The 25,744-nt window shown below is 68.8% G+C and carries 19 protein-coding genes and 5 pseudogenes; 16 read left to right on the top strand and 8 right to left on the bottom strand.

Annotated elements, in window-relative coordinates; translation table 11 throughout:
• Nucleotides 1-17 precede the first annotated feature (17 nt).
• Nucleotides 18-542, top strand: coding sequence for a hypothetical protein (locus ACIQTP_RS26915; RefSeq protein ID WP_403404091.1), 525 nt, complete (start codon nt 18-20; stop codon nt 540-542).
• Between the two features lie 517 nt (nt 543-1,059).
• On the opposite strand, the gene ACIQTP_RS26910 is transcribed toward ACIQTP_RS26915, so the two are convergent.
• Complete coding sequence (locus ACIQTP_RS26910) at nt 1,060-1,872, bottom strand: maleylpyruvate isomerase family mycothiol-dependent enzyme (protein ID WP_403404088.1); 813 nt, start codon at nt 1,870-1,872, stop codon at nt 1,060-1,062.
• Nucleotides 1,873-2,433: 561 nt separating this feature from the next.
• On the opposite strand from ACIQTP_RS26910, the pseudogene ACIQTP_RS26905 reads away from it, so the two are divergent.
• The 3 genes and pseudogenes from ACIQTP_RS26905 to ACIQTP_RS26895 all read left to right on the top strand — a co-directional run.
• A pseudogene (locus ACIQTP_RS26905) lies at nt 2,434-2,934 on the top strand (polysaccharide deacetylase family protein); the annotation flags it as partial.
• A 98-nt stretch (nt 2,935-3,032) separates the two neighbouring features.
• Nucleotides 3,033-3,218 (top strand): hypothetical protein, encoded by a 186-nt coding sequence (locus ACIQTP_RS26900; protein WP_402052258.1) that lies wholly within the window; start codon nt 3,033-3,035, stop codon nt 3,216-3,218.
• 242 nt (nt 3,219-3,460) lie between these two features.
• On the top strand, nt 3,461-4,150 hold the full coding sequence (locus ACIQTP_RS26895; protein WP_403404085.1) for an HNH endonuclease family protein: 690 nt from the start codon (nt 3,461-3,463) through the stop codon (nt 4,148-4,150).
• Here the strand turns inward: ACIQTP_RS26895 and ACIQTP_RS26890 are convergent.
• Entirely contained in the window at nt 4,134-4,790 is a 657-nt protein-coding gene (locus ACIQTP_RS26890; protein WP_403404082.1) for a DUF6417 family protein, read from the bottom strand. The genes ACIQTP_RS26895 and ACIQTP_RS26890 overlap by 17 nt on opposite strands.
• 449 nt (nt 4,791-5,239) lie before the next feature.
• On the opposite strand from ACIQTP_RS26890, the pseudogene ACIQTP_RS26885 reads away from it, so the two are divergent.
• Together ACIQTP_RS26885 and ACIQTP_RS26880 are read left to right on the top strand one after the other, a co-directional pair.
• Nucleotides 5,240-5,326 (top strand): annotated as a pseudogene (locus tag ACIQTP_RS26885) (IS5/IS1182 family transposase); the annotation flags it as partial.
• A 183-nt stretch (nt 5,327-5,509) separates the two neighbouring features.
• The gene (locus ACIQTP_RS26880) at nt 5,510-6,250 is read left to right on the top strand and encodes a hypothetical protein (RefSeq protein WP_403404080.1); all 741 of its coding nucleotides are present in this window, start codon (nt 5,510-5,512) and stop codon (nt 6,248-6,250) included.
• Nucleotides 6,251-6,354: 104 nt separating this feature from the next.
• On the opposite strand, the gene ACIQTP_RS26875 is transcribed toward ACIQTP_RS26880, so the two are convergent.
• Nucleotides 6,355-6,600, bottom strand: a complete 246-nt coding sequence (locus tag ACIQTP_RS26875) for a hypothetical protein (protein ID WP_403404077.1) — start codon at nt 6,598-6,600, stop codon at nt 6,355-6,357.
• A 154-nt stretch (nt 6,601-6,754) separates the two neighbouring features.
• Here ACIQTP_RS26875 and ACIQTP_RS26870 point away from each other — a divergent pair, with 154 nt between their 5' ends.
• From ACIQTP_RS26870 to ACIQTP_RS26855, 4 genes and pseudogenes are all read left to right on the top strand, one after another.
• The gene (locus tag ACIQTP_RS26870) at nt 6,755-7,741 is read left to right on the top strand and encodes a hypothetical protein (protein WP_403404074.1); all 987 of its coding nucleotides are present in this window, start codon (nt 6,755-6,757) and stop codon (nt 7,739-7,741) included.
• Nucleotides 7,742-8,167: 426 nt separating this feature from the next.
• A pseudogene (gene istA / locus ACIQTP_RS26865) lies at nt 8,168-9,803 on the top strand (IS21 family transposase).
• Nucleotides 9,800-10,590: pseudogene (istB, locus tag ACIQTP_RS26860) on the top strand (IS21-like element helper ATPase IstB). The pseudogenes istA and istB overlap by 4 nt, the downstream one beginning before the upstream one ends.
• A 225-nt stretch (nt 10,591-10,815) precedes the next feature.
• On the top strand, nt 10,816-12,012 hold the full coding sequence (locus tag ACIQTP_RS26855; RefSeq protein WP_403404071.1) for an MFS transporter: 1,197 nt from the start codon (nt 10,816-10,818) through the stop codon (nt 12,010-12,012).
• Nucleotides 12,013-12,468: 456 nt separating this feature from the next.
• On the opposite strand, the gene ACIQTP_RS26850 is transcribed toward ACIQTP_RS26855, so the two are convergent.
• Nucleotides 12,469-12,765 carry a hypothetical protein gene (locus tag ACIQTP_RS26850; RefSeq protein WP_403404068.1) on the bottom strand — a complete coding sequence of 99 codons (297 nt, stop codon included), beginning with the start codon at nt 12,763-12,765 and terminating at the stop codon, nt 12,469-12,471.
• A 227-nt stretch (nt 12,766-12,992) separates the two neighbouring features.
• Here ACIQTP_RS26850 and ACIQTP_RS26845 point away from each other — a divergent pair, with 227 nt between their 5' ends.
• The gene (locus ACIQTP_RS26845) at nt 12,993-14,417 is read left to right on the top strand and encodes a transposase (RefSeq protein WP_403404146.1); all 1,425 of its coding nucleotides are present in this window, start codon (nt 12,993-12,995) and stop codon (nt 14,415-14,417) included.
• Here the strand turns inward: ACIQTP_RS26845 and ACIQTP_RS26840 are convergent.
• The 4 genes and pseudogenes from ACIQTP_RS26840 to ACIQTP_RS26825 form a co-directional block, all read right to left on the bottom strand.
• Nucleotides 14,377-15,238 (bottom strand): annotated as a pseudogene (locus ACIQTP_RS26840) (IS5 family transposase). The gene ACIQTP_RS26845 and the pseudogene ACIQTP_RS26840 sit on opposite strands and share 41 nt — an antisense overlap.
• A gap of 229 nt (nt 15,239-15,467) precedes the next feature.
• Nucleotides 15,468-16,592: an ABC transporter ATP-binding protein gene (locus ACIQTP_RS26835; protein WP_403404065.1), complete on the bottom strand. Its 1,125-nt coding sequence runs from the start codon at nt 16,590-16,592 to the stop codon at nt 15,468-15,470.
• Complete coding sequence (locus ACIQTP_RS26830; protein WP_403404062.1) at nt 16,585-18,327, bottom strand: ABC transporter permease; 1,743 nt, start codon at nt 18,325-18,327, stop codon at nt 16,585-16,587. The genes ACIQTP_RS26835 and ACIQTP_RS26830 overlap by 8 nt, the downstream gene beginning before the upstream one ends.
• Nucleotides 18,328-18,332: 5 nt before the next feature.
• On the bottom strand, nt 18,333-19,463 hold the full coding sequence (locus ACIQTP_RS26825; RefSeq protein WP_403404059.1) for an ABC transporter substrate-binding protein: 1,131 nt from the start codon (nt 19,461-19,463) through the stop codon (nt 18,333-18,335).
• A 278-nt stretch (nt 19,464-19,741) separates the two neighbouring features.
• On the opposite strand from ACIQTP_RS26825, the gene ACIQTP_RS26820 reads away from it, so the two are divergent.
• From ACIQTP_RS26820 to ACIQTP_RS26800, 5 genes are all read left to right on the top strand, one after another.
• A complete protein-coding gene (locus tag ACIQTP_RS26820) occupies nt 19,742-21,925 on the top strand; it encodes an MMPL family transporter (protein WP_403404054.1) in 2,184 nt (727 codons plus the stop codon).
• Between the two features lie 214 nt (nt 21,926-22,139).
• Entirely contained in the window at nt 22,140-22,889 is a 750-nt protein-coding gene (locus ACIQTP_RS26815; protein WP_403404051.1) for an LmeA family phospholipid-binding protein, read from the top strand.
• 4 nt (nt 22,890-22,893) lie between these two features.
• On the top strand, nt 22,894-23,571 hold the full coding sequence (locus ACIQTP_RS26810; RefSeq protein WP_403404048.1) for a response regulator transcription factor: 678 nt from the start codon (nt 22,894-22,896) through the stop codon (nt 23,569-23,571).
• Nucleotides 23,552-24,949: an ATP-binding protein gene (locus ACIQTP_RS26805; RefSeq protein ID WP_403404045.1), complete on the top strand. Its 1,398-nt coding sequence runs from the start codon at nt 23,552-23,554 to the stop codon at nt 24,947-24,949. The genes ACIQTP_RS26810 and ACIQTP_RS26805 overlap by 20 nt, the downstream gene beginning before the upstream one ends.
• Nucleotides 24,946-25,716 (top strand): rhomboid-like protein, encoded by a 771-nt coding sequence (locus tag ACIQTP_RS26800; protein WP_403404042.1) that lies wholly within the window; start codon nt 24,946-24,948, stop codon nt 25,714-25,716. The genes ACIQTP_RS26805 and ACIQTP_RS26800 overlap by 4 nt, the downstream gene beginning before the upstream one ends.
• Nucleotides 25,717-25,744: the final 28 nt, after the last annotated feature.

Below are 25,744 nucleotides of genomic sequence, written 5' to 3'. Positions count from 1 at the left end.
AGACGGGAGACCCCCAAATGCGACCTCTGCGCCGCGTCACCGCCACCACCACCGCCCTCGGCATGGCCGCCGCATGCCTCATCATCGCGGTGAGCGGCACCGCGCACGCCTCCGCCTGTTCCCAGTCCCACCTGCCGCTGCCCGACTCCTCCTGCACGCCCGGCTCCTACAACCCCAACGTCACCCAATCGAACATCCACAGCACCATCTGCGTGTCCGGCTGGACCGACACCGTCCGGCCCCCCACCTCCTACACCAACCCGCTCAAAGCACAGGGCATCATCGACTACGGCTACTCCGACACCAACATGTCGGACTACGAGGAGGACCACCTCGTACCGCTGGAACTCGGCGGTGCGCCCCGCGACCCCGGCAACCTGTGGCCCGAGCCGCACTACGGCACGAAGACCGCCTACACCAAAGACGGCACCGAGACGAAACTGAAGAACGCCGTCTGCAACGGCACCATCACCCTCTCCGCCGCCCGCAGCGCCATCAAGAACAACTGGACCACCGCACTCCAGGTCACCGGCATCGGCTGACCTCCAAGGGAATCGCGGCTGGTACGGCGACCACGACCGTGACCGCGATCGCTTCGGCGACCGGGACCGGCGGCACGGCTGGCACGGCGACCAGCACCGGCATCACGACCACTAGGTCGGCCGCCGCTAGCCCGCCATGGCGGGCGTGCTGGTGATGCGGCGATTCGAGTGCACCCGGTGCCACCCGTCGTCAGGCCAGCCGCGGCCGTTACACCCCGCCGGGGGCCGAAGACCGTTCTGACAGTCTTCGACTCCCGGGCCACAGCCGGGCGAGGGCATCCGGACAGCACAGACCGGTGCCCTCCATCGGCACGCACCTGGAAGCAGCTCGCCAACAACCGCCGCAACCTCGCCGCCGCAGGGCTGACCGAGACCGGATGGCGCCAGCGATGACAGGCGGCTCGCTGGTCCTAAGTGCAGACGGTGAGTCGGGCAAGCGGTTCGGGACGAGCTCAAAGGGGAGCCGTTGGTCGTCGAGTCCGTCACCGAGCTCCACCGGCGCGCTCCTTGACGCGGATCAGAAGGCTGTGTGGGCGAACCAGCAGTCGAGTGCCGTGACCTCGCCTGAGATGTCGAAGGCGGTCTCCTGGTACGACCGCCGCCCGTAGAGCAGCAGGAGGAGGTCGGCCGACTGCCCCCGTACTGCCGCCTGCGCCTTGGACGGCGCGGCGTCGGCTCCGGCCCGCGTCAGCAGTCGGAAACCGTCCGGATCCAGCCGCACCCGCCACTCCTCGCCGGTTTCGCCGGCGGAGTCCGCGCGCTGGAAGGCGATGGTCTCGCCGTTGCCGTGCAGCTTCGCCACGGCCGGGGCGAAGAGGCCCGCGTAGGGCAGGTTGACGAGGAACTCGTCAACCCCGTCCGCCGCCAGCGCGGGGTCGATGTCCGACTTCCGGCCGACGGCACGCTCCGCGTCCACCCGGTGCACCAGCGTTTCGAACAGCATCCGGCGGGCCCAGAACCGCGCGTGTTGGTCCTCACCCCACGCCCACATCACCGCCTGGGGATCCGTGGCCCGCAGCACGGCGGCTACATGGGGTACGCCCGCTGCCACCCAGTCGCCATATTCCTGCGCACGTTCCGGCAGCCCCAGCTCCACGTCGCGACTGTGCGGAGGCTCCTGCACCAGCCGGGTCAGCAGCGTGCAGAACCAGCGCTGCAGCGCTCCCACGTGCCGGGTGAGCTCGGCCAGCGTCCAGTTGGGGCAGGAAGGCACGGCGGTCGCGGGGTCTGCACATTTGACCACCTCGGCAAACTGCAGGGTCTCCCGCTCTACCGCCTGCCGGTAGGTGTCGTAGGGCAGAGGATGCCCCATCTGGCTCGTCGTCTCCATCTACTGCCGTCCTTCTGTCCGCAGCACGGATCTTGTCGTGATCAGTCTGGAGGCTGGAGTCCACTCGAAGGCAAATCCCAGGGGGGTCGCGTTCCACAGAGGACACTGACACGAAAAATTGAGTCAGTGTGCTGGTCAGGTCGCTGGGATGGGCGCTGTCACGTTGACTGACAGGGTGTGGAGACGCCGAGTCAGCCGCACATGAACTCGACGCTGTAGGCGTACTCCTCGGTTCCCAACGGACCGGCGAACACACGCCGGTCGCCTGTAGCCCGCGCAGTGGGCCGCGCTCGCCGAACTCGGTATCAAAATGAACATGATAGAGGTCGCCGCCTCGCCCGGTGGCATCGCTCCGGAAAGCGCGATCGAGGAGTTGCTGTTCACCGAGAACTGGCACGCGGCGTACACGGCCTGGTCAATGAACGCCTGCTCCCGCATGGCCGGGTACCTTTCCCAACAGAGTCAAGGACGGCACGGTACTTACGGAAGACCGGTGCGGTGAATCGGCACAACAGGCGGAGCGGGTTCTACGGGTCACTGACAGGCGCGGTCGTGGCGGCCATGGCCGCCAGCGGCTGCGGCGCAGGGGGAGGCAGCGCAACGGGCCCGGCCGCCACCTCGTCGCAGCCAGCCTCCAGCACCGTACCGAACGCCACCGACTGGCAGAAGTGGAGTCTCACACCGCTGCCCGCGCCCCCGAAACCCCCGGCCGACAGGCCCGTCAAGCTCTCCGCTACCGGAACCGTCCCGGTCTTCGAGCACCTACCGATCTCGCAGAAGGTCGTCTTCATCACGGTCGACGACGGATCGGAGAAGGACCCCAAGTTCATCGAGATGATGAGGGAATTGAAGATTCCGATCACGATGTTCCTCATGAACTACACCATCAAGTCGGACTACGGGTACTTCAAACCACTGCAGGCGATGGGCAACCACATCGAGAACCACACCCTGCACCACCCCGCAATGAACACCCTCCCGTTGGCCCGCTAGAAGGAAGAGGTGTGCGGCGACCAGAAAATCCTCACCCATCAGTACGGCACCGCACCGCTCCTGTTCCGCCCGCCCTACGGCGCATACAACAGCGACACCAAGACCGCGGTGGGAGAATGCGGGCCCCGGGCAATCGTCCGGTGGCGGGAATCCATGCAGATCACACCTTGCGGTATCAGGAAGCGGACAAGAAACTGCGTCCCGGCGACATCATCCTCGCCCACTTCCGCGGACCCAAGGAACTCAAGGGCACCACGATGACGGAGATGTTCGGCAACCTGCTCAAGCGCATCCAGAAGCAGGGATTCACCGTGGCGCGCCTGGACGACTACATCCAGCCACCAACTGGGTGAGACCGTGGGACGCACCTCCGCCGCGCCACGGTCCCGGCAGTGGGGCCTGTCAGAGGCGTTCGAAGCATACTAGGCCGTGCCCGTACCGGTACGCGGTGCAGCCCCGCGGCCGCGCGACGTCATTGGCGGCGGTGTGACTTACCAGCCGCACGAGTGAGGCGACGGCAGAGTGCCAGACGGGCGGGGTACTGGCCCGCTACGAAGATCACAAACCGTTCGTGATCTTCGAGAGGAAAGTCCTCGTGCGCTTCACCCCCGCCGCCCGTACGACTGCCGCCACACTGTCCGCACTCGCCGTACTGCTCGCCCCCACCACCGCACACGCCTCCACACCCGCCCAGGCCGTCGCCCCCGGCGACACGGTGGCAATGCCCGTCCGCGACGCCCTCCAGGCGCTCCCCGTCCAGGACGAAAACCGGACCGGCTACGAACGCACCAAGTTCCGCCACTGGATCGACGCCGACAAGGACGGCTGCAACACCCGGCAGGAAGTCCTCAAGGCCGAGGCCGTTATCGCCCCGCAGCAAAGCCCGGGCTGTGCGCTCACCGGCGGAGAGTGGTACAGCCCGTACGACGACAAGTACTTCACCGACGCGCGGGCCCTCGACATCGATCACCTCGTCCCCCTCGCCGAGGCCTGGGACAGCGGTGCCTCCGCCTGGACCGCCAAGGAACGCGAGGCCTACGCCAACGACCTGGGCGACGCCCGCGCACTCATCGCGGTCTCCGCCGCCAGCAACCGCAGCAAGAGCGACCAGGACCCCAGCACCTGGCAGCCGGCCGCCCAGGGGTACCGCTGCCAGTACGCCACCGACTGGGTAGCCGACAAGACCCGCTGGGGCCTGACCATCGACCCCACCGAACACGCCGCGCTGTCCGAGGCCCTCAGCCGCTGCCCCGACCAGCCCATCACCGTCACCCTCGCCCGCTGACCCCCGCACCATCCCCCGCGGCCGCCGACGGTCTGCCGTCGGCGGCCGCGGCTCCCTCGTCCGAGGCTCTGACCGGGTCGTGTACGACGCCGTACTCGCGGCCGAAGCGGTTGGCTTCTGCGGCGGAGCCCGTCATCCGGTGCAGCCACAACCCGTACGCCACCGAAGCGATCTGCTCCGTCGTCAGATACAGCCGCCACCGCTTGATGCCGTGATCACACGAGGCCGTGCGGACCTGCTCCCCCAGCCCATCAGCGGGCGGCACCCGGAGCCGGCCGGTGAGGCCGACAAACACGCGCAGCGCCGCCATCTGCGAGGGGATTAGCTCCACCACCTGCCGGTCTGCTTCCTCCCCGCCGGGCGAGGGCTCGGCCCGGGGGCGGGAGCAGCCATAGGTAAGGGCGTCATGGCCGTGTGGCGTCAGTCGGGCCGCCCACCGCACGGGGCGCCCGTCCAGAGCCGACAGCTCCGCGCGGTCCTCCCGGCAGGCAAGCTCCACCAGGCCCTGACTCTCCAGGGCGTTCACCTGCTGCTGGTGCGACAGAAGAAGCTCGGTGTCGAGCGCCCAGCCATGCCCGGCCGCCTGCCCACGCTCACGCAGCGCCTCCAGCACCGACAGCGCCCTCTCCCAACTCTTCATCCCACTCCCCCGCCTTGTGCACCGCGCCCGTACCCGTTCGCCGACCGTAGACGCCGATGCCGGCGTGGGCAGCGCCAAGGCGAAGAAGGCCAGCCCATCGAGGGAATCCGTTCGACGATCAGCGCACTCGCGGAAAGCCAGCAGATTCACGGCCTGGCTGCCAACGAGGGGGTCAGAGGAAAGGAGCAAGGGGCAGCCGTGACCGCCGGCACCCCTCGCGGCCGGCAGGCGCTCATGGTATCGGGGGCGGAATAGTTGGCGTAAGCTGCAGGAATCTAACGCGGGGTGGAGCAGCTCGGTAGCTCGCTGGGCTCATAACCCAGAGGTCTTCTCTGAACTAAGAGCTCGTAACGCGGCCACGGGCGGATATTCTTGAGACGTCTCCGGCAGATGAGGCCGCATGCCAAGCCGGTCAAGCACTCACAGCCTCCTGAACGGCGGAATCGTCACACCGGTCACGCTCGACCAAGCCTGCGCACTTCTTCGCCTTCACAGCCATTGCCGCAACCCTTATATGCCACCGCAAACTGGCCAAAGGACATGGCGTCAGAGGACCGTCGACCGACCGTGCCGACTCGTCAGCGCGGAGCGTTTTGCAGGCGGAACAAGCATGCGTGGGACCTCGTTCAGCGTAAAACCTGTTTGCGATGACGGCGCCGGGGGTAGTCAAAAATCCTGACATGTACAGAGTCTCCTATTGGCCCGCCCGGTGCAAAGCCATGAACACGGAACTGATTGTGGCATCCCTTTCTGGGGTTGTGGCCCTGGCGAGCGTGGCCTACAGTTCGCAGGCAAATAGGAAAAATTCCCTCCTCGAAGACGAACTGGAGCGGCAAAAGGTCGAACGTGCTCGCATGCTCGAGCGGCAGGACGTCATGAGCCGGGTTCGTGACCCGCTGCTTTGGGCTGCCTTCGATTTTCAGTCGCGGCTCTACAACATTGCCGCCCAGGGCTTTCTGAGAGTGCACTTTGTGCAAGCTCGTGACCAGCAGTACGCAGTACGCAGCACCCTGTACGTGCTCGCCGAGTACCTCGGGTGGGTTGAGATCCTGAGGCGCCGCATTTTTTTCCTTGATCTCGGCAACCAAGAATCCAACCGTCAGATCGTGAGACTGTTTACGCGCATCAGCAACGTTCTGAATGACGATGCTTACCCAGACCGGCACTTTCGATTATTCCGCAGCGATCAGAGGGCCATTGGAGAACTTGTCATCAGGGGCGACAATGACGCTGATAGCTGCATCGGATATGCGGAGTTCTGTGCGCGTCTGGAATCGGACTCAGGGTTCGCCGCCTGGTTCGCATCACTGTCCGACAGCGTCGCCGAACTGGCTTCACTTCCGGGGCGGCATCCGCGTTTGGTAGACCTGCAAGTAGCCCTGATGGACTTGATTGACTTCCTTGACCCGCAGCAAGAACGCTTCCCTCAGAAAAGCCGATTCCGGCTGAACCGCTGCTGAGCGCTAGAAGTACTCAAGGGTGCGGATTATGGCAGTGACGGCTGTCATGGGCTGCACTGGGGTGGCCCGTGATGACACGGGCCGCCCCAGACATATGGCCTCAGTTAGGTGGTGTTTGTGGCATCGCTGATTCGAGCGGCGATCTGGCTGAAGCTGGGAACGCCCAAGAATATCGGGGAGTCCTTCTTCTTCTGTCGTGCATCCAGCTGCGCGAGCTTCCCTTCCGCGGCGTCGCGGCTGACCGAGAGACCTTCGACTTCGCCGAGCCAGCCCTCCCTTTCTGCTTCCGTGATCCGATCGCTTAGGTTGTCGCGGATCTCGACCAGCCGCTCCCTCTCGTAGGGATCCACGATCAGGACTGGGCATCGGACACAGGCGTGTTCATGAATGCAGTCGGTCCGAGCGACGGCCAGCCCAAACCCGACGGCGAGTCCGGCGGCCGCGTCATCGTGTAGTCAGGCAACGGTGCGCAGCAGCAATCCGGTCAGGTGAACCGTCGCCCCCATGCCCCAGCTGCGGATGCACGGTGGGTACCGATATGTCGTGCCGCCCTTCGACCTTCCCGCGTCCCTGGCTCTGTGCCAATCCGTCGATCAAGTCCGTGGCGGCCCCAGCATCGCTGCCCTGGAGCCCAAGTTCGACGGATGGCGCTGTCAGGTTCTCGCTGGCGCGGGCCGGTTGTGGAGCCGCCACGGCACCGACTTGAGCGCTTCGTTCGCGGACATCGCTCAGGCGTCGCGCGCGCTGCCGGACTGCGTCCTGGACGGCGAGCTGGTGGCCGTCCTCGACAGCGGCGAGCTGGCGTTCGGAAAGCTGCAGTCCCGTTCCGGACGCGGCCCGCGGTCCCACGAGGGCTTCACGGTCCACCTGGCCGCCTTCGACGTCCTGGCCGTCGGTGACACGGATTGGAGGCCGAAGTCGTACTCGGAGCGCCGCGGCCGGCTGCTGGATCTGCTGGAGGGCGGACCGCCCGCAATCCGCCCGGTCCCGGTCACCGACAGCGTCGCGACGGCCCTGGACTGGGTGGGCGCCCTGGGCGGCGTCGAGGGCGTCGTGATGAAACCCAACCGGCCCTACGTCGCGGGGCGCGGCTCGGGGTGGCTGAAGTGGCGGCAGATGCACACCAGCGAGGCCGCAGTCCTCGGGGTGAGCGGCCGTACTCCCGCAACGCAGTGCCTCATCCTCGGCCTGCCGCACCGCGGCGGCCGGATACGGGCCGTGGGAGTGAGCCTGCCCCTCGGCCAAACGGTACGCCACGAGCTGCTCCCTCTGCTGCGGCCTGCCGGGGACACGGAGGCGGAGCTGCCCGGGACCGTGGGCGGACTGCCCGGCGCCGATCCGGTGCACTACCGGCCCGTGATCCCCGACGTGGTCGTGGAAATCGAGGCCGACCAAGCCGGCCCTCGCGAGTTCGGGCGGTTCCGACACCGCCCTCGTGTGCTGCGCATCCGAGCCGACATGAGGGTCGCCGACCTGGCGTCTCCCCCGTAGTAGTTGGCACAGCGGACTGTCAGGAGGCGGCCAGGCCTGATGGTGAAAGGTCGTGGCAGGCCGGGGACCACCCGGCAGTCAGTCGCGACCGTCGGACGCATCCGCTCCTGGCCATCACGCGCTTCGGCGTCGGTAGCCGTCCGTTCCCGCTGCGCAGAGCGGCCTCGATCCCATGGAACGTATGGCGAAAGCATGCCAGGCAAGGTAGGTCGTGCCGACGCCCCTCGGACCCGGTCAGCTTATCCCTACCCATACATCCCCAACACGTCTCTGAGGCAATTGGCTGTGTGCGTAAGTAGCGACACCGTCTGTCGGTCAGCGGCGGCAGCACCCGGTCTTGTCGGGGAGCGGCATCGCTGAGTTTTGACACCACCTGGGTGCTTGCAGTGGGAGCATCGAAGTGCTCTGCGTGGTGAGGGGGCGTGGATGCCGCCGAAGTCCGAAGTCGATCTGTACGCGGCGATCCGTCGTGATTCCCGGGCCGGGCTGTCGAACCGGGCCCTGCAGCATAAGTACGGGGTGGGCTTCCGCACGGTTCGCAAGGCTCTGGCCTCGGTCTGGCCGGAGCCGCGCAGGACGCGGCTGGACCCTTACGAAGGGCTGGTCGATGAGATGCTGCGGGCGGATCTCACCGCGCCGCGGAAACAACAGCACACCGCCAAGCGGATCTTCGACCGGCTGGTGGCCGAGCACGGCGCGGCCGACATCACCTACGGGACCGTCCGCGCCTACGTCGCGGAGCGTCGCGAGGAGATACGGATCGCGGCTGGCCGGGGCATCGCGAAGGCGTTCGTGCCTCAGTCCCACCGGCCGGGCGCCGAGGCGGAGGTCGACTTCGGGGACGTGACGATCCGTCTGGCCGGCCAGCAGGTCAAGTGCAGCCTGTTCTCGTTCCGCCTGTCGTACTCCGGGAAGGCGGTGCACCGGGTGTCCGCCTCCGGCGGCCAGGAGGCGTTCTTCGAAGGGCACGTCCACGCTCTCAGCGCGCTCGGCGGGGTGCCGACCGGCAAGGTCCGTTACGACAACTTCAACTCGGCCGTCGCCCAGGTGCTGGGCTTCACCGGGCCCGGGTGGAGACGGAGCGGTGGACCGCGTTCCGCTCGCACTTCGGCATCGAGGTCTTCTACTGCCGCCCCGGCAGCGAGGGGGCTCACGAGAAGGGCGGGGTGGAGGGGCAGATCGGCTACTTCCGCCGCAACCACTTCGTCCCCGTTCCCGAGGTCGGCTCGCTGGCCGAGCTGAATGCGATGGTCGACCGCTGGGACGAGGAGGACGACGCCCGGCGGATCCGCTCCCGCCCGCGGACGGTCGGCGAGTACTTCGCCGCGGAACAGCCGTTGCTGAAGCCGTTGCCGGTCGAGCCGTTCGAGACGGGCCGGCTGTTCGCACCGCGGGTGGACCGCTACAGCCAGATCAGCGTCCGCACGAACCATTACTCGGTGCCGGTGCGGCTGATCGGGAGACGGGTGCGCGTGATGCTGCACGCCTCCGAGCTGGTGGTCTACGCGACGGAGTCGAAGTCGCCCGGCACGAACGGCTGATGACCAAGGCCGGGTCCCGGCGGGTGCTGGACCACTATCTGGAGGCGCTGATCCGCAAACCGGGAGCCCTGCCCGGATCGACCGCGCTGGAACAGGCCCGCTCGGCGGGGAAGTTCACCCCGGTCCACGACGCCTGGTGGGCGGCGGCCTGCAAGGCGCACGGCGACCGGGACGGCACCCGGGCGCTGATCGAGGTCCTGCTGCTGGGCCGGCACATGCCGCACGAGCACCTGGTCGCCGGACTCGCCGCGGCGCTGCGGGCGGGAGCGATGACCTCGGACGCGGTCGCGCTGGAGGCCCGCAAAGCAGCGGAGGCCGACGACACCACCGCCCCGACCGTGCTGCCGGAAGGGCCGGAGTCCGACCGGTTCGGGCATCCGAAGGTCGCGTCCCTGACCGAGCGGAGGCTGGCGCACCTGCCGCCGGACACCCGGCCGCTGCCCTCGGTGGCCGTCTACGACCAGTTACTGCGACGACGCCGGCCGGGCGGCCGGCCCAACCCCGAGGGAGAAGAGCCGTGACCGTCAAACGCCACCGTGGCCTGACCGAGCAGGCCGCCGACGCGGCCATCGAAGCATCCTGCAAGGCACTGCGACTGCCCACGATCCGGGGTCAGTTCGCCGACATCGCCGAGGAGGCGGCCAAGGGCCAGATGACCTACCGCGGGTTCCTCGCGGAACTGCTGCTGGCCGAGTGCGACGACCGGGCCCGCCGACGTTCCGAGCGCCGGATCAAGGCCGCCTCATTCCCCCGGGAAAAGTCCCTGCGGCAATTCGATTTCGACGCCACCCCGAACATCGACCCGGCCGTGATCCACACCCTCGCATCCTGCGAATGGGTGAAGAAGGGCCTGCCCCTCTGCCTCATAGGAGACTCCGGCACGGGGAAGTCCCACCTGCTGATCGCGCTCGGAACCGAGGCCGCGATGCCGGCTACCGGGTGAAGTACGTCCTGGCCACCAAGCTGGTCAACGAGCTGGTAGAGGCCGCCGACGAGAAGCAGCTGACCAAGACGATCGCCCGCTACGGACGCGTCGATCTCCTCGCGATCGACGAGCTGGGATACATGGAACTCGACAAACGCGGCGCCGAGTTGCTGTTCCAGGTTCTCACCGAACGGGAGGAGAAGAACAGCGTCGCCATCGCCTCCAACGAAAGTTTTGGAGGGTGGACCAAAACGTTTACCGATCCCCGGCTCTGCGCGGCCATCGTCGACCGTCTCACCTTCGGCGGGAACATCATCGAGACCGGCACTGACTCCTTCCGCCTCGCCCCGACCCGAGCCAGGGCCGAACAGGCCGCAGGCTGACGATCACAACGGGCCCTTCCTCTGTTCGTTTCTGCGCGCCGTTCCTCTACGCTCAAGGAGGTCATCAACTACCACATGACATCTGCCCGGTGATGAAGTCGGCGTGGGGTGCGCGTCCCCGCTCCACGCCACCACTGGACGGCTTCAGGCGCAGCCACGGGTCGGCACATCCGGACGCCGACGACCCCGTTGGCGCGTCCCGCCGGGCGGCGAAAGGGATGCGCCGTGCCTTCGGCTTCGGCGAACTACCGTGCCCTGCTGCGCACTTCGGGTGCTGCGGCCTTCTTCCTTCCCGCCGCCGTCGGGCGTCTGGGCATCGCCATGACGGGGATCGGCATCGTCTGGCTGGTGCACGCACGCAACGGCTCGTATGCCGCCGCGGGCCTCGTCACCGGCGCCTTCGCTGTCGCAGACGCCGTCGCCGGGCCCCAGATCGGGCGCCTTGTCGACCGGTTCGGGCAGGCGCGGGTGCTTCCCTTCGCGTTGGGCGCACATGCCGGGGCCGTGGCGCTGCTGCTGGCCGGCGCCGTTCCGGACCTCGTCGCCGGAGTGCTCGTCGGGGCAACGCTGCCCCAGCTCGGTGCCCTTTCCGCCGCTCGCTGGTCCGCCCTGCTGTCCGGCGAACGGGCTGCCGCGCTGCCCACCGCCTTCGCTCTGGAGGCCCTCGCCAACGGCGTGTCCTACCTGGCCGGCCCGGCCCTGGTGAGCATCCTCGGTGCGGCGGGCCGCCCGGGCGCCGGGGTGCTGCTCGCCGCCGCGCTCGTCGTCGGCGGCGGGCTCGCCCTCGCCGCCCAGCGCCGCACCATGCCGCCCCTCACCGGCCGCGCCGAACGCCGGCACGCCGGACGCGCCCTGCTCCGCTCCGCATTCCTGCGGCAGGTCTCGCTCGGCCTCACGCTCGGGGTGTTCTTCGGCGCGATGCAGGTGTCCGTCACCGCATACGCCGTCGGACGCGGCACACCGGACACGGCAGCGCCGCTCTACTTCGCCTCCAACTGCACCAATCTGGTGGGTGGCTGGGCCTACGGAGCATGGCGCCACGGCGGCTCACCCCGGCGCCACCAGGCCGCAGCCGCCGCCGGCCTCGCCCTCGCGAGCCTCCCGCTGACCATCCTCGACGCGCCCCTCGCGATCGGCGCCACCCTCGCCCTGACCGGACTCACTGTCCCGGTCCTACTGATCCTCACCTCCGTCCTCACCCAGTCGTCGGTCCCGCGCGCCGTCCTCACCCAGGCGTTCACCTGGGGCAACTCCGCAAGTGCCGCAGGATCAGCAGCCGCCGCGGCGGTCGCGGGACGGGTGGTCGACACGGGCGGTGCACACGGCGGCTTCGGCGTGGTGGCGGGGGCCGCGGTGGCGATGACGGTCCTGGCGCTCGGCGGTCTGCGGGACTCATCAGCAGCCGAGAACGAACGACCTTGACACGGGTCAAAGACGGCCACCATCAGGACACCGAGGAAGGAGCCGAGCACCCCCAAGCGGTGTCAAAACTCACCGACATTCTCCGCCTCGCTGAACAGGAACCGCTGCCAGGACTCATCGAGATGCGGTGTTCTGTCTCATCTACAAAGCCACGGTCTGACCTTGCCATGGAGTTCCCGGGGTCGCCCAGGGACACGTAAACCGGTTGAAAACACTCAAGCGAGCTATGTACGGCCGAGCCTCGTTCGAACTCCTCCGGGTCCGGATCCTCACCCAGCCGTGAGCTCCACGGAACTGCGGGCAGAGCCGATTTCGGGGCTCTGACCGCAGTCCGTGAGCGGCCTGACGGCGATCAGCGATCAGGTACAAGGACAGGAAGGCGCAGGCCCTTTGGTCGACCCGCCGTAGGCGCTTCATGTGCTCGCATGTGCCGGTCAGTCCTGGGCGCTTCGTGCTCTACCAAGCATTCCAGAGCCCGCCGTGACGGTGGCGGACCGCAGGGATATCTGCGTCGCCAAGGTCGTGGCCGGCGTGGTGCAGTCCGCGGATCCGCTGGGCTTCGAGTCGACCCTGGAGCCGGGCCCGCCTTTCAGCCATGGCGATCTCGGCAGAGAACGAGCCCGTTCTGCAATAGAGCACCATCCACTGCCAGGAGGTGATCCGGTGCAGCATCTTCGTAGGGGCAGGGCGGCGGCCTTCGCGGGCGGCCTGAGCCAGTTCAGCGTGCATGTAGCGCAGGTCGTACAGGGACATGGACTCCGAAGCGACGTCTTGGACACGAAGTCGCCTGGGAGTTGTGCGGACGGTTCGGGACATCGAGAGCCTCCGTAGGGCCCTCTGGGCTTTCCAGAGGTACCTACGGAGGGTGCGCAGTGGTCAGCACGACTCAGCCCCCTCGTCGGTCGGACGATCTACCAGCAGGACAGTAGTCGCGCGGAGGCGCGGAGGCCGGGATTTTCTGCTCGCTCCGTTGCCAGGTCATGCCGCTCCAAGATCATTCACGGAACTGCGGCCAGAGCCGTTTTCAAGGCCCTGGCCGCAGTCCCGTGCATCCCCAGGTCAGGAGCGGGAGCGAGAGCTCGCCACGGCAGTGTGTTTCCTGCCGTGGTGAGCAAGACGGTCGAGCATGTGCTGTTGCCCGGGATCGATGTGCGAGTGGAGCGGGTCAGCGACTCCTCCGGCGCCGGGGTGGTGCCGGCGGTCCGACTGTGCCCACGGCTGCGGCTGGCCGCGGGCCGGACCCGGCTGCTCCAGCCGCTGACGGCTCCGCCGACGCCGGGCCGTGCCCCGCGGGTCCTGGCGTGGACGAGTTCGCCATCCGCAAGGGCTGCACCTACGGCACCATCCTGGTCGACGTCGAAGCCGGCCAGGTCGTGGTCGTGCTGCCTGACCGCACCTCGGAGAGGTTCGCAGCCTGGCTCAAGGAACATCCTCGCGCGGAGATCATCTGCCGCGACCGGGCCACCGCCTACACGAAGGCGATCAAGGAAGTCGCCCCCAACGCTCTCGAAGTCACCGACCGCTGGCAGCCGGACCGGTCTTCAGAACCTGTCCGCCGCAGTGGAGAAGAGCTGCCACCAGCACTCCAACTGCCTGCGCAAACATACCGAGCCGGAGTCGGAGCCGACCGTGCCGGAACCGGTCCCAATGGAATTGCCCGTGCCGGAACTGCCCCGCATCCAGCTCATCGAACGGACCCGTCACCGCTACGCGGACGTCCACCGCCTGGTGGAGAGGGGCTGGACCATCAGCGCCATCGCGCGGCGCCTGAGCCTCGACCGCAAGACCGTACGCCGCTTCCGCGACGCCAACCTCGACGAACTGCTGGCCTCCGCCCGCGACCGCCGTCCCAACGGAGTGCTGGAGCCGTTCACGGCATACCGCAACGCCCGCTCCACCGAGGCTCAGGGCCAGGTCAGCGGCACCCGTCTTATCCAGGAAATCCACGAACGCGGCTACTGCGGCAGCCGCCAGGTGGTCCGCAAGCACCTCGCCGCTCCGCGGGCGGGCACCGCCTCCGGTCCGGACAGACATCCCCAGCCCCCGCAAGATCACCTCATGGATCAGGCGTCCCCGCGAAACCCTCACCGAAAGCCAGCGCCGAAGGCTGCTGGACGTCCGGTTCGCCTGCCCGGACATCACCCGGGCCTGCGACCTCGCCCGCGCGTTCGCCGAGCTCGTCCGTCACCGGCGCGGATACCTACCGCTGGAGTGGATCCGCCAGGCCGAACAGGACGCGCCCAACCGTGCGGGACCAGACATCACATCGTGCACCCCCGCGGCGCACCCTACATAGGGTCCCCGACAGCCTCCTCTGCGGAAATGAGATGACCTTGAGGACGGCGATGACGGTGCGTCCAGGGCTTAGAGGTCCTGACAAAGGCGTTGGATGTGGCGGTGGGTGATCAGGCAGGTGGCGAGGCCGAGGAAGGCCTCGTGGATGTCGTCGCGTCGTTCCCAGCGGATCCGCGGGCGGCAGAAGCCGAGCAGCCAGGCGATCGTGCGCTCGACCACGTAGCGGAAGATGCCGAGGCCGCTGCCGTGTTCCTGTCCTCGTTCGGCGATGACCGGACGGAGGCCGCGGGCCCAGAGCAGGCGGCGGTACTTGTCGTCGTCGTAGCCACGGTCTGCGAGGAGCGCGTCGGGTCGGCGTCCGGGCCGGCCGACGACGCCGGCCACCGCCGGAACCTTGTCCAGCAGGGGCAGCAACTGCGTGACGTCGTCGCGGTTTCCGCCGGTCAGGGACACCGCGAGCGGGATGCCCTGCCCGTCGGTGAGGACGTGGTGCTTGCTGCCCGGTCGTGCGCGGTCGACCGGGCCGGGCCCGCTTTGGGGCCGCGCCGAGCGGCCCGCACGTGGGAGGAGTCGATCACCGCCCGCGACTAGTCCAGCTTCTGCGCGGCCCGCAGCTTCTTCAGCAGCACGAGATGCAGTTCGTTCCACACGCCGGCCTCGTTCCACTCGGCCAGGCGCCGCCAGCACGTCATGCCCGAGCGAAGCCCAGCTCCTGGGGCAGGTACTCCCACTGGATGCCGGTGTGCGGCACGGACAGGATCCCGCACAAGGCCTGCCGGTCCGGGATCCGCGGCCTGCCCTCGACCAGCTTCGGCCCCGGCTCGGGCAGCAACGGCTCGATGAGCGTCAACAGTTCGTCCGAGACGATCCACGGACGCGACTCCCTCTCCCCCACGACAAGACCAACGAGCCACCAGGCCGACAGCCACATGATCGACAGCTTCTGTTAGGACCTCTTAGCGAGGTCGGCGCCGAGCTGGGCCAGCTGCGCGGCGAACTCCCCATTGGCCGTCCGTGACGTGGACGAGTCGCCTGGGGAGAACGATGCGGCAGCCTCCTATCTGCTCGTCGGCCCGCCCGGTACCTGTGTGGGCGCCGCGGACGTCACCGCGGGGGCGCTGGCTGCGGCCGGCGTCCCGTTTCCCCCTACCGCAACGCAGTCACACGCTGTGCAGCACCGGGGCGGGCTGTATGGAGTCGTGCGGGGCGCTGTCCTGGGTGACCAGGCTCGCGGCATCGGCGGCCAGGGCTACCCGCACTGTGGCGGTAGGAAGGGGGTGGGTGGTGAGGGCTGTCAGGGTTTGGGGCCCGATCCGGAGGGTGTGGAGGTAGTGGTCGCCCAGGAAGGTGGAGTACATGACGTCAGCCGGCCATCCCGGTGCGGGCGCACCGGTTACGGGCGCGGTGACGGCGAGGGCTTCGGGACGTAGGGCCACCGTGACCGGACCGGGACCGGGCTGGGTCTCGCTGTCGAAGGGGATGCCGCCGCTCAGGCCGGGGGTTTCCAGGAGCCAGGTTCCGGTGCCGGTTGAACGGGCCTTCCCGGTGAGGAAGTTGCAGCGGCCCAGGAACTCGGCGACGAAGCGGCTGCCGGGGCGGCGGTAGACGTCTTCGGGGGTACCGGCGCGCACGATGCGCCCGTGGTTCATGACCAGGATCTGATCGCTCATGGCGAGGGCCTCGGTCTGGTCGTGGGTGACGAAGACGGTGGTGATGCCCAGGTCGCGCTGGAGGTCACCGAGCCATTCGCGGGCGCGTTCGCGCAGTTTGGCGTCGAGGTTGGAGAAGGGTTCGTCGAGCAGGAGTGCGCTGGGGCCGTGGGCGAGCGCCCGGGCCAGTGCGACGCGCTGCTGCTGGCCGCCGGAGAGCTCGTAGGGGTGGGCGTCCGCACGGTGGCCGAGTTCGACCAGGTCGAGGATTTCGCCGACCCGTCGCTTGACCTCGGCCCGGTCGGTACGGCGGACCTTGAGGGGGAAGGCGACGTTCTCGGCGACGCTCAGGTGCGGCCACAGTGCGTACGACTGGAAGACCACGCCCAACTCCCGCTGTTCGGCGGGGACGTTGCGGCGAGCGGCGGCGTCGAAGAGGCAGCGGTCGCCATGGGCGATGGTGCCGGCGTCGGGGGTGTGGAAGCCGGCGAGGGACATCAGCGTGGTGGTCTTGCCGCAGCCGCTGGGGCCGAGCAGGGTGACGAACGCGCCGTCGGGGACGGTGAAGCCGACCTCGTCCAGGACGCGGGTGGTCCCGAAAGTCTGGGTCAGCTTGCGTACGGAGATCTCAGGCATGGCGGCCTTTCTTGCGCAGCGTCCACCCGAGGCCGAGGGACAAGGCGACGGCGACGAGGACGATTTGGACCACGGCCATCGCGGCGACCGGGCCCGGCAGGCCCTTGCCCCAGGTCTGGAGCATGCTGGTGCCCAGCAGTTCGGTGCCGGGCTTGGTCAGGAAGACCACCGGGTCGTAGTCGCTGACCAGGGTCACGAACATCAGCACCAGGGCGCTGAGCAGGGCGGGGCGCAGCAGGGGCAGGGTGATGCGGCGGGTGGTGGTCCACCAGCTCGCACCGGAGCCAGCGGCGGCCTTGGCCAGTTCCGGGCTGATCCGGGAGAGCGCGGGGGCCAGGATGATGTAGGCGAGGGTCATGTTGCGCACGCTCAGTGCGAGGAGCTCGCCCCACAGGCTGTTGCGGAGCAGCGCTCCTGGCCACTGGACGATCAGGAACAGCCAGAAGAAGCCCACACCGAAGACGATGCCGGGGGTGGCCCGGGGATAGACGAGCAGCGCGGGCAGGGTGCGGCGCAGCCGGAAGCCGGAGTGGTGAGCGATGACGGTGGCCAGCGCCACCAGGGCAACGGTGGCCGTGCTGCCGATCGCGGCGACGAGCAGGCTGTTGGTGATCGCGCGGTGCAGGGCGGGGTCGTCCCAGATGTCCTGCCAGTTGGCGGCGTTCCACAGGTGCCAGGGCGCCACCAGTGTGGTCAGGTCGGTGACCGACGACATCAACGCCAGGCCGAGCAGCGGGATCACACAGGTCAGGGCGACGAAGCCGGTCATGCTCACGGCCGCCGGGATGCGCCAGCGGCCCAGGTCCAGGGGACGTGCGGGCGGGGTGGCCCGGGTGCCGCTCGTGTAGCGCGCCGCGTGCCGCAGCAGTCGGCCGCGTATGACCAACAGGACCGAGGCCACCACGAGCAGCAGGATCGCGCCGACCGAGACGATCGGAGGGTCGGGCACGGTGCTGCTGGACCAGGTGTCGTAGAGGTAGCTGGCGATGAACTGGATGTTCGCCGGGCGGCCCAGGAACAGTGGGATCCCCAGGACCTCCAGGCAGAGCGTGAAGATGAGCATGCCGCTGTCGAGCAGCGCGGTGCGCAGCATCGGCAGCGTCACCGTGCGCAGGATCCGCAGCGTGCCGCCGCCGCAGGCGCGGACGGCGTCCTCCAGGGTGCCGTCCGCGCCGTCGAGGACGGCCTTGCACGTCAGGTAGGCGATGGGCAGGGTGACGACGGCGCCGAGTATGGACATGCCGGGCAGTGAGGTGAGGTTCCAGGCGGGCAGATGCAGGTTCGTCGACCACAGCTGGGTCAGATAGCCGGCTGGTCCGTAGAGCGACTCCCAACCCACGATCAGTCCCAGCGGCGGGATCAGCAGCGGGGCGAGGAGTGCCGGGCCCAGCCGGCGCCGGCCGGGCAGGTTGGTGCGGGCGACCAGGACGGCGAAGGCAGCGCCGAGCAGCAGGGCCAGAGCGGTGGCGCACAGCGCGAAGACGACGGTGTTCCAGGCGGCCTCACGGAAGGCCGGATCGGCGAACAGCTGGCGGTAGGCGTCGATGCTGAACACGCCGCCGGGCAGGTAGTAGGGCTGTGAGCGCAGGGAGGTGACGACGAGCGGGACGAGCGGGGCCAGGGTCAGCACGGCGACCGCGGCCCACACGGCGTACTGCCCGGGACTGGCGGGGAGGTGGCGGCGGCGACGGTCGCGCGGGGCGGCCGGGGCGGCGGCGAGCGTGTGCGGGGACATGGTGCTCAGCGCCCCAGGGCCTTGTTCCAACGGTCTGTGATGGCCTTCTGCTGGTCGATGACGTCCTGGGAGACCGGCACGAGGTACGTGGTCTTGGCGGGTACGTGCTTGGCCAGCTCGGTCAGGCTCGCGGTGCAGCCTGTGGCGGGCTTGAAGTTGTTCATGGACGCCTCCATCCCGGACGCGCACATGACCTGCTGCCCGGCGGTGCTGAAGACGTAGTCCAGGAACAACTGGGCGGAGGTCGGGGAGGCCGCGCCGGTGGTCTGGGTGATCAGGCGCGGGGTGAGCGGGGTGGCGTCGCTCATGTAGCCGTAGGCGGCCAGGCCCTTGTACTGCGGGATGATCGCCTGGGCCAGTCCGCTGGAGAGCCAGCCGACCGAGGCTCCGCCCTGCACCATGTACTGCAGTCCATCCAGGCCCTCGTCCAGGGTCTTGGTGTGCCGGCCGTAGGCGTCGAGGTGTGCGTAGACGGTGTCCGCGCCCAGGATGTGGACCAGACCGTAGACCGCCTCATAGCCCAGCGGGTTGTTGGGCGAGTAGCTGACGAGCGGGTAGTGGGCCGGGTCGTTCTTGACGCTCGCGGCGAGCTCCGCGTAGCTGGTGGGGACCTTGGGTCCGGACAGCAGCTTGGTGTTCCAGGACACCAACACCGGGTCGGGCGACATCACGTACACGCCGTGGCCCTGGTTGGTGAAGGCCGGGAAGTCGGCCAGGCCCTGCGGGGTGACGCCTGCGAACAGGCCGTTCTTCGTGCCCTGCAGGACCTGCTGGATCGAGTCGGAGATCAGCAGGTCGGCGGTGTGGGCGCCCTGGGCATGCTCGGACTGGTACTTGCTGTAGACCTGGTTGTCCGAGAGCTGCGAGTACCCGGGCTTGATCCACGGGTAGGCCTTGGTGAACGAATTGAGCAGCGGCTTGATGACGGCGGCAGGCGTATTGCCGTAGATGATCAGCCCGGACTCATGGTGCGACTTGGCCACCAGGTCGGCCACGGCCGCCGGAGCGGCGGGCTTCTGGTACGTGGCGGCCGGAGTGCTGCTGGTGCCGGCGGACGAACAGCCGACGAGCACGGAGCCGAGCGCTGCGGCGGCGATGGCCAGGCGGACGGCGGAGCGGGAGGTGCGGGCACGCATGATGACCTCTTTCGGAGTATTCTATTTGCTATAGCAGAAGAGCCGTGAGACTCGCCTGGAGTGAGCAAAGTGGCCTGGCTTTTGGTGTTTGCTATGGCAGCACTGGTGATTGGGGGTGTCAAGACTTGCGAAACCCCTCGGCGATCTGCCTCCAACCTTCCCGAAACAGCGCCGCTGCGCGAGAGCCGGTGGTTAAGCGAATCGAAAGGTTGGCGTTCCTACCTTCTGAAACGTCGCCGGCCTCGTGTGTGTCCGGCCCGCTCGTGGAGGTGGATCTCGTGGAACGCTTCGCCGCATTCGTCATGCGGCATCGGATCTGGGTGGCCCTGGCCTGGGTCGCGCTCACCGTGGTGGGCGTGCTGATGGCGCCGCATGTGGCCGGTCGCCTCAAGAGCGGCACGACCGTGAACACCGCCAGCTACCACGCCAACGTCGCGCTGCAGAAGGAGTACGGCGGAGCAGGCGCCAACCCCAGCGTCCTCGTCGTCGATCTGCCCAAGGGAACCACCGCGGACAACTCCGCGGTGAAGGCGGGTCTTGATGCGGCGGGCAAGGTCGCCGTGTCCGTGCCGGGGGTGCGCGAGCTCTCGTACGCCAATACCGCGGACCGCGCCCTGGTCGGCACCGGCGGAACCTCCACCCTGGTGATGGTCTACCCGCCGCAGGCCGGTGACCCGGCCGCCCCGCAGGTCCTCGACGCCATGAGTGGCGCGATCACCCGCGCGGTGCCGGGCGCCACGGTGCACCAGACCGGCATCGAGCAGCTCAGCTCCGGCGGGACCAGCTCCGGTTCGAGCGTGCTGACCGAGATGCTGGTCGGTGTCGGCCTCGCGCTGCTGGTCCTTGCCTGGGTCTTCGGCTCGGCGCTGGCCGTGCTGCCGCTGCTGTCGGCCATCGTGTCCGTACTGACCATGCAACTGGCCATCTGGGGCCTGACGTACGCCACGAACACCGCCATCAACCCCTCAGTGCAGTTCATCGTCGCCCTGCTCGGACTCGGGCTCTCGGTCGACTACGCGCTCCTGCTGGTCAACCGCTGGCGCGAGGAACGCGACCAGGGCGCCGACAACCAGCAGGCCGTACTGCGGTCGCTGCACCGCGCCGGGCACTCGGTCGCCTTCAGCGCACTGATCGCTTCACTCGGCCTGTTCGCGCTGATCGTTGTGCCCGTCTCCTTCCTCCAAGGGGTCGGCCTGTCTGGCCTGTTCATCCCCTCCATCGCGGCCCTGGTCGCGCTCACCACCATTCCGCTGCTGCTCTCCACGATCGGCCCGCGCCTGGACAAGATCCGCCTGCGCCGCCGCAAGAGCACCGGCCCCGGCGCGATGTGGACCCGCACCGCGCGCACCATCGTGGCCCGGCCCAAGGCCGCGGCTCTGCTGGGCACGGCGATCCTGGGCACCCTGTGCGCGTTCGGGCTGACCCTCAACAGCGCCGCCCCCGCCTCCACTTCGCTGGCCGCCAACGGCCCCGCCGAGCAGGGACTGCTCGCCCTCCAGCACGATGGGTTCCCCACCGGGGTGCTCACCTCCGTCCCCATCCAGCTCCCGGCGGGCACCGACCCGTCGGCCACCGCCGCGACGCTGCGCGGCCTGCCCGACATCCACGGCGTCCTGGTCGCCGACACCCCGTCCTGGCACCACCCCGGCAGCTCGGTGATCATGGCGCTGCCGAAGAGTGAGATCGGCACCGCGCACGCCGGATCCGCCCTTTCCGATCTGCGCGGCGCGGTGCCACACAACGCCCGGATCGGTGGCAACCTCGTCCAGTCCACGGATGTCAGCCACATCATGTCCAGCTGGTTCCCCGTGCTGTTCGCCGTGGTCGCCCTGGTGACCTTCCTGCTGCTGGCCCGCGGAATGCGCTCGCTGCTCCTGCCCGCCAAGGCCGTCGCCCTGAACCTGCTCTCGGTCGGCGCCGCCTACGGAGTACTGGTGATCATCTGGCAGCACGGCTGGGGCTCCCAGGCTCTGTGGGGCATCCCTGCCACCGGGTCGATCAGTCCCTTCGTCCCCATGCTGCTCTTCGGATTCCTCTTCGGCGTCTCGATGGACTACGAGGTGTTCATCCTGGCCCGCGTCCGCGAGGCCTACGACCGGACCCGACACACCAACAACGCCGTGATCGAAGGGGTCAGCCGCACCGGACGCCTGGTCACCAGTGCCGCCCTGATCCTCTTCCTCGCCCTGCTCTCGCTGTCCTCCACCCCGGACGTGACCATCAAGATGATGGCCACCGGCATGGCCGCGGGCATCCTGATCGACGCCCTGGTCGTACGCACCCTGCTCACGCCCGCCCTGGTGGTGCTGTTCGGCAAGGCCAACTGGTACCTGCCCACCTGGGCCGCCCGCCTGCTGCGGATCAAGCCCACCGTCCCCGGCGAGGAACCACAACGCCACGACCACGACAGGGACGACAACGCACTCATCCCGGCGGACCTCCGCCCGTCCGCGCATGCTTGAGCCATGTGCACCCTCGTGATCGAGGCCGACGAGGCCCTCGGCGCCTCCCGCCACCCCCGGGGAAGTCGCGCCGAGGGCCTCGCCCCGCTCGGCCGGCGCTCTCGGCCCAACACGGCCCATGGGGCGCGACCGGAAGGGCACAGCCGCCGCGGGTCCCGACCACCGCGCCGGTCCCCTGACTCCACCGCCCGCCCAGAAACGGAAGCGCCACCTCGTGAGAATCCGCCGCACACCTCTGATCATCACGATCTGCCTCACCGCAACGGTGGCCGCCGCAGCCCTTGCGGATGCCGCGGTCGGGCACACCGCTCAGCAGCGCGTCGTGCGGGCCATCACCTGCCGCCTGCACCCCACCGGGCCGGTCACCGCCGAACTCACCGACACCCTCGCGGGCCTGCAGGTCCTGGACGGGAACCTCGGGACGGTCCACATCACCGCCGACGGCATCCACAGCGCCGACACCGACATGAACGTGGACGCCGTCCTGCACCACGTCACCACCCACGGCGCCACCGACGGCGGATCGGCCACCGCCATCATTGCCTACACCGCACTCCAACAGCACCTGGGCACCACCGCATCGGGCATGACCGTGGGCGCCGACAGGAGCGGGCTCACCCTCACCGGCACCACCGGACACTTCGGACTGCCCATCACCGTCCACACCGGCATCACCACCACAGCGGACAGCCTCACCATCACCCCGACCAGCGTCTCCTCGCTCGGCCAGGCCATACCGGTCAGCGACCTGTCGTCGATGCCCGGCGCCACCGGCCTTGCCACCAGCCTCAAGGCCCGGACCGTCCGCCTCCCCGACCTGCCCGCCCACGCCCGGCTCACCGCCGCGCACCCCAACGGCAGGGGACTCGTTCTCCAGTTCTCCGTCCCCCGCACCACCAGCCTGTCCAAGAGCGCCGGGACCCCGGCGACCACCGGAGCACGCTGCTCCAACACCAAGGCGTAACCGCATGCACCTTCTCGTGATCGAAGACGACGAAGCCCTCGGCGCGTCCCTGACCTGGGGACTGCGGGCCGAGGGCTACACCGTGCACCTGGCGACCGACGGCGCCGAAGGGCTGTGGCAGGCCACCGCGCACGACTTCGACCTGATCGTCCTCGACGTCATGCTCCCTGGCCTGGACGGCTACCAGATCTGCACCCGGCTGCGTGAGGCCGGCAACTGGACGCCGATCCTCATGCTCACCGCGATGGACGCACCCCTCGACCAGGCCGAGGGCCTGGACCTGGGCGCCGACGGCTACCTCACCAAACCCTTCGAGTACCCCGTCCTGCTCGCCCACATCCGCTCCCTGCTGCGGCGTGCGGCACCCCCGCGCCCCGCCCTGCTGCAGGCCGGCGACCTTACCCTGGATCCCGCCACCCGCACGGTGCGCCGCGCCGCTCAGTCCATCGCACTGACCCCCGGCGAACTGGCCGTCCTGGAGTACCTGCTGCGCGCGGACGGCCGCGTGGTTTCCAAGACCGAACTGCTCGAGCACTGCTGGGACATGGCCTCCCAGGCCGACCCGGCCGTCGTCGAGGTCCGCATCCACCACCTGCGCCGCAAGGTCGACCAGCCGTTCGGCGTCCGCACCGTCGAGACGGTCAGAGGATCGGGGTACCGCATTGACCCGCACCGTCCCTAACCGCTCGCTGCGCCTGCGGCTCACCCTCCTGGCCACCCTCGCCATCACGGTGACCGTCGCGCTGGTCACGGCCGTCCTCGCGTTCACGATGGTCAGTTCGGTGCGGTCGAACGTCCTGACCACACTCAACGCCTACGGGGACTCCATCGGACAGTCCGCCACCGCAGGCACACTCCCCAACCCCCTGCCGGCCGCCCCCGGTGACTCCAGCATCTGGGCCCAGGTCGTCGACTCCTCCGGCACCGTGGTCACCTCGACCGTCAATGTCGCGGGCCAGCCCGCCCTGTACATGCTCCCCGCCGGCAGCACCACACCCCAGTCCGCACCCGGTGCGCCGGGGCGCGGGGACGAACGGGTCATCGCCCAGCGCTATGCGACCCGACGCGAGCCCGTTGTCATCTATGTCGGCGGCTCCACCCAGTTGCTCGCATACCTGGACCAGGACATCCAGGGGCATCTGCTGTACGTCCTGCCCCTGATCCTCCTCGGCGCGATCGGCGTCTCCTGGCTGCTGATCGGCCGCACCCTGCGCCCGGTCGAACGCATCCGCGCCGAGGCCGCCGAGATCACCGGCAGCGACCTGCACCGCCGCATCCCCGAATCCGGCAGCGACGACGAGATCGGCCGCCTCACCCACACCCTGAACGGCATGCTCGACCGCCTGGAGGCGTCCGCCGACCGGCAACGCCGCTTCGTCGCCGACGCCTCCCACGAACTGCGCACCCCCCTGGCCGCCGTACGCACCTCGATGGAAGTCGGGCTCGCCCACCCCGACCGTGCCCCCTGGCCCGAACTGGCCACCCGCGCCGTCACCGAGACCACCCGGCTGCAACGCCTCGTCGAAGCACTCCTGCTGCTGGCCCGCTCCGACGACAACACCCTGCTGCGCCACCGTGAGCCGGTCGACCTCGCAGCCCTCGCCCGTACCGCGATCAGCGCCGCACCGACCCGTGTCCCCGTCGAACTCCGTGCAGCCAGGCCGGTACATGTCACCGGCGACCCCGACCAACTAGCCCGCCTGATCCGCAACTTGCTCGACAACGCCGACCGTCACGGCAACCACCACATTGAGGTGACCGTAGCCCAGGACGACCCGGACACCGCCGTCCTGACCGTGGCCGACGACGGTCCCGGTATCGCGCCCGCCGACCGCGACCGCGTCTTCGACCGCTTCGTGCGCCTGCAGGCCGCCCGCACCCGCCACGCCGGCGAGAGCACCGGCACAGGCCTGGGCCTGTCCATCGCCCGCGACATCTCGACCGCCCACGGCGGCACCATCACCATCACCCACACCACCTGCGACCACGACGGACACGAGCGCGGCGCCACCTTCACGGTCCGCCTGCCTACCAACGCGCCACCAACAGAAAGCACATGACCCGCACCCTCCTGGCAGCCGCCGTCCTGTGGTACCTCCTCAAGGCCGTCGGCCACCGCCACCCCGCCGCACAACGCCTCGTGGACCGGCTCACGCCGTGGACCCGGGGGCTGCACGCCTGGGTCCTGTCGGCCCCCGCGACCTTCGGCTACATCGCCGTCTTCACCTGCTTCACCCTCGTCCAGAAGACGGCCCCGCCACGCCTCATCGACATCATGACCACGGTCGACAGCACCAACCTTTACCACCTCAGCAACCACACGGTCAGCGTCCTGGCCACCAGCGCCTTCTGGGTCGCCGACCACGGCGACGGCCTCATCGTGTGCGTCGTCGGCTTCGCCGGCGTCGTGGCTTGGGCCGAGCGCCGCTACGGCACTCCGCGCCTGCTCGTCATCGCGGCATCCGGTCACGTCTTCGGCTCCCTGCTCACCCAGGCCGTACTGCGGCACGCGATCAATCACGGCAACGCTCCGCAGAAGCTCATCTACGCCACCGACGTGGGCGTGAGCTACATGCTCGTGGCGGGGATGGCGGCCGCCGTCCTGGCCATGTGCGGGCGGGTCCGGATGATCGCCGCCGTGCTCCTGCTGGCCATCCTCCTCACCCCGATGGTCACCAGCCACACCATCTGGGACCTCGGCCACATCATCGCCTTCGCCTGCGCTCTGGCCGTCGCCGCGCTGAGCCGCCTGACCGGCCCCCTGCGCACCCCGGATCCGGTGCTGCGGCCCAACAGAAACACCCCCCTGGCGGGGACAATTTTGTGACCTCGGACCGGCAACCCGAGACTCCTCA

This window comes from Streptomyces sp. NPDC090798 (assembly GCF_044768965.1).
Lineage (GTDB): Bacteria > Actinomycetota > Actinomycetes > Streptomycetales > Streptomycetaceae > Streptomyces.
The sequence above is the reverse complement of the archived record's forward strand: the minus strand, read 5'-3'. Positions and strand labels throughout refer to the sequence as shown.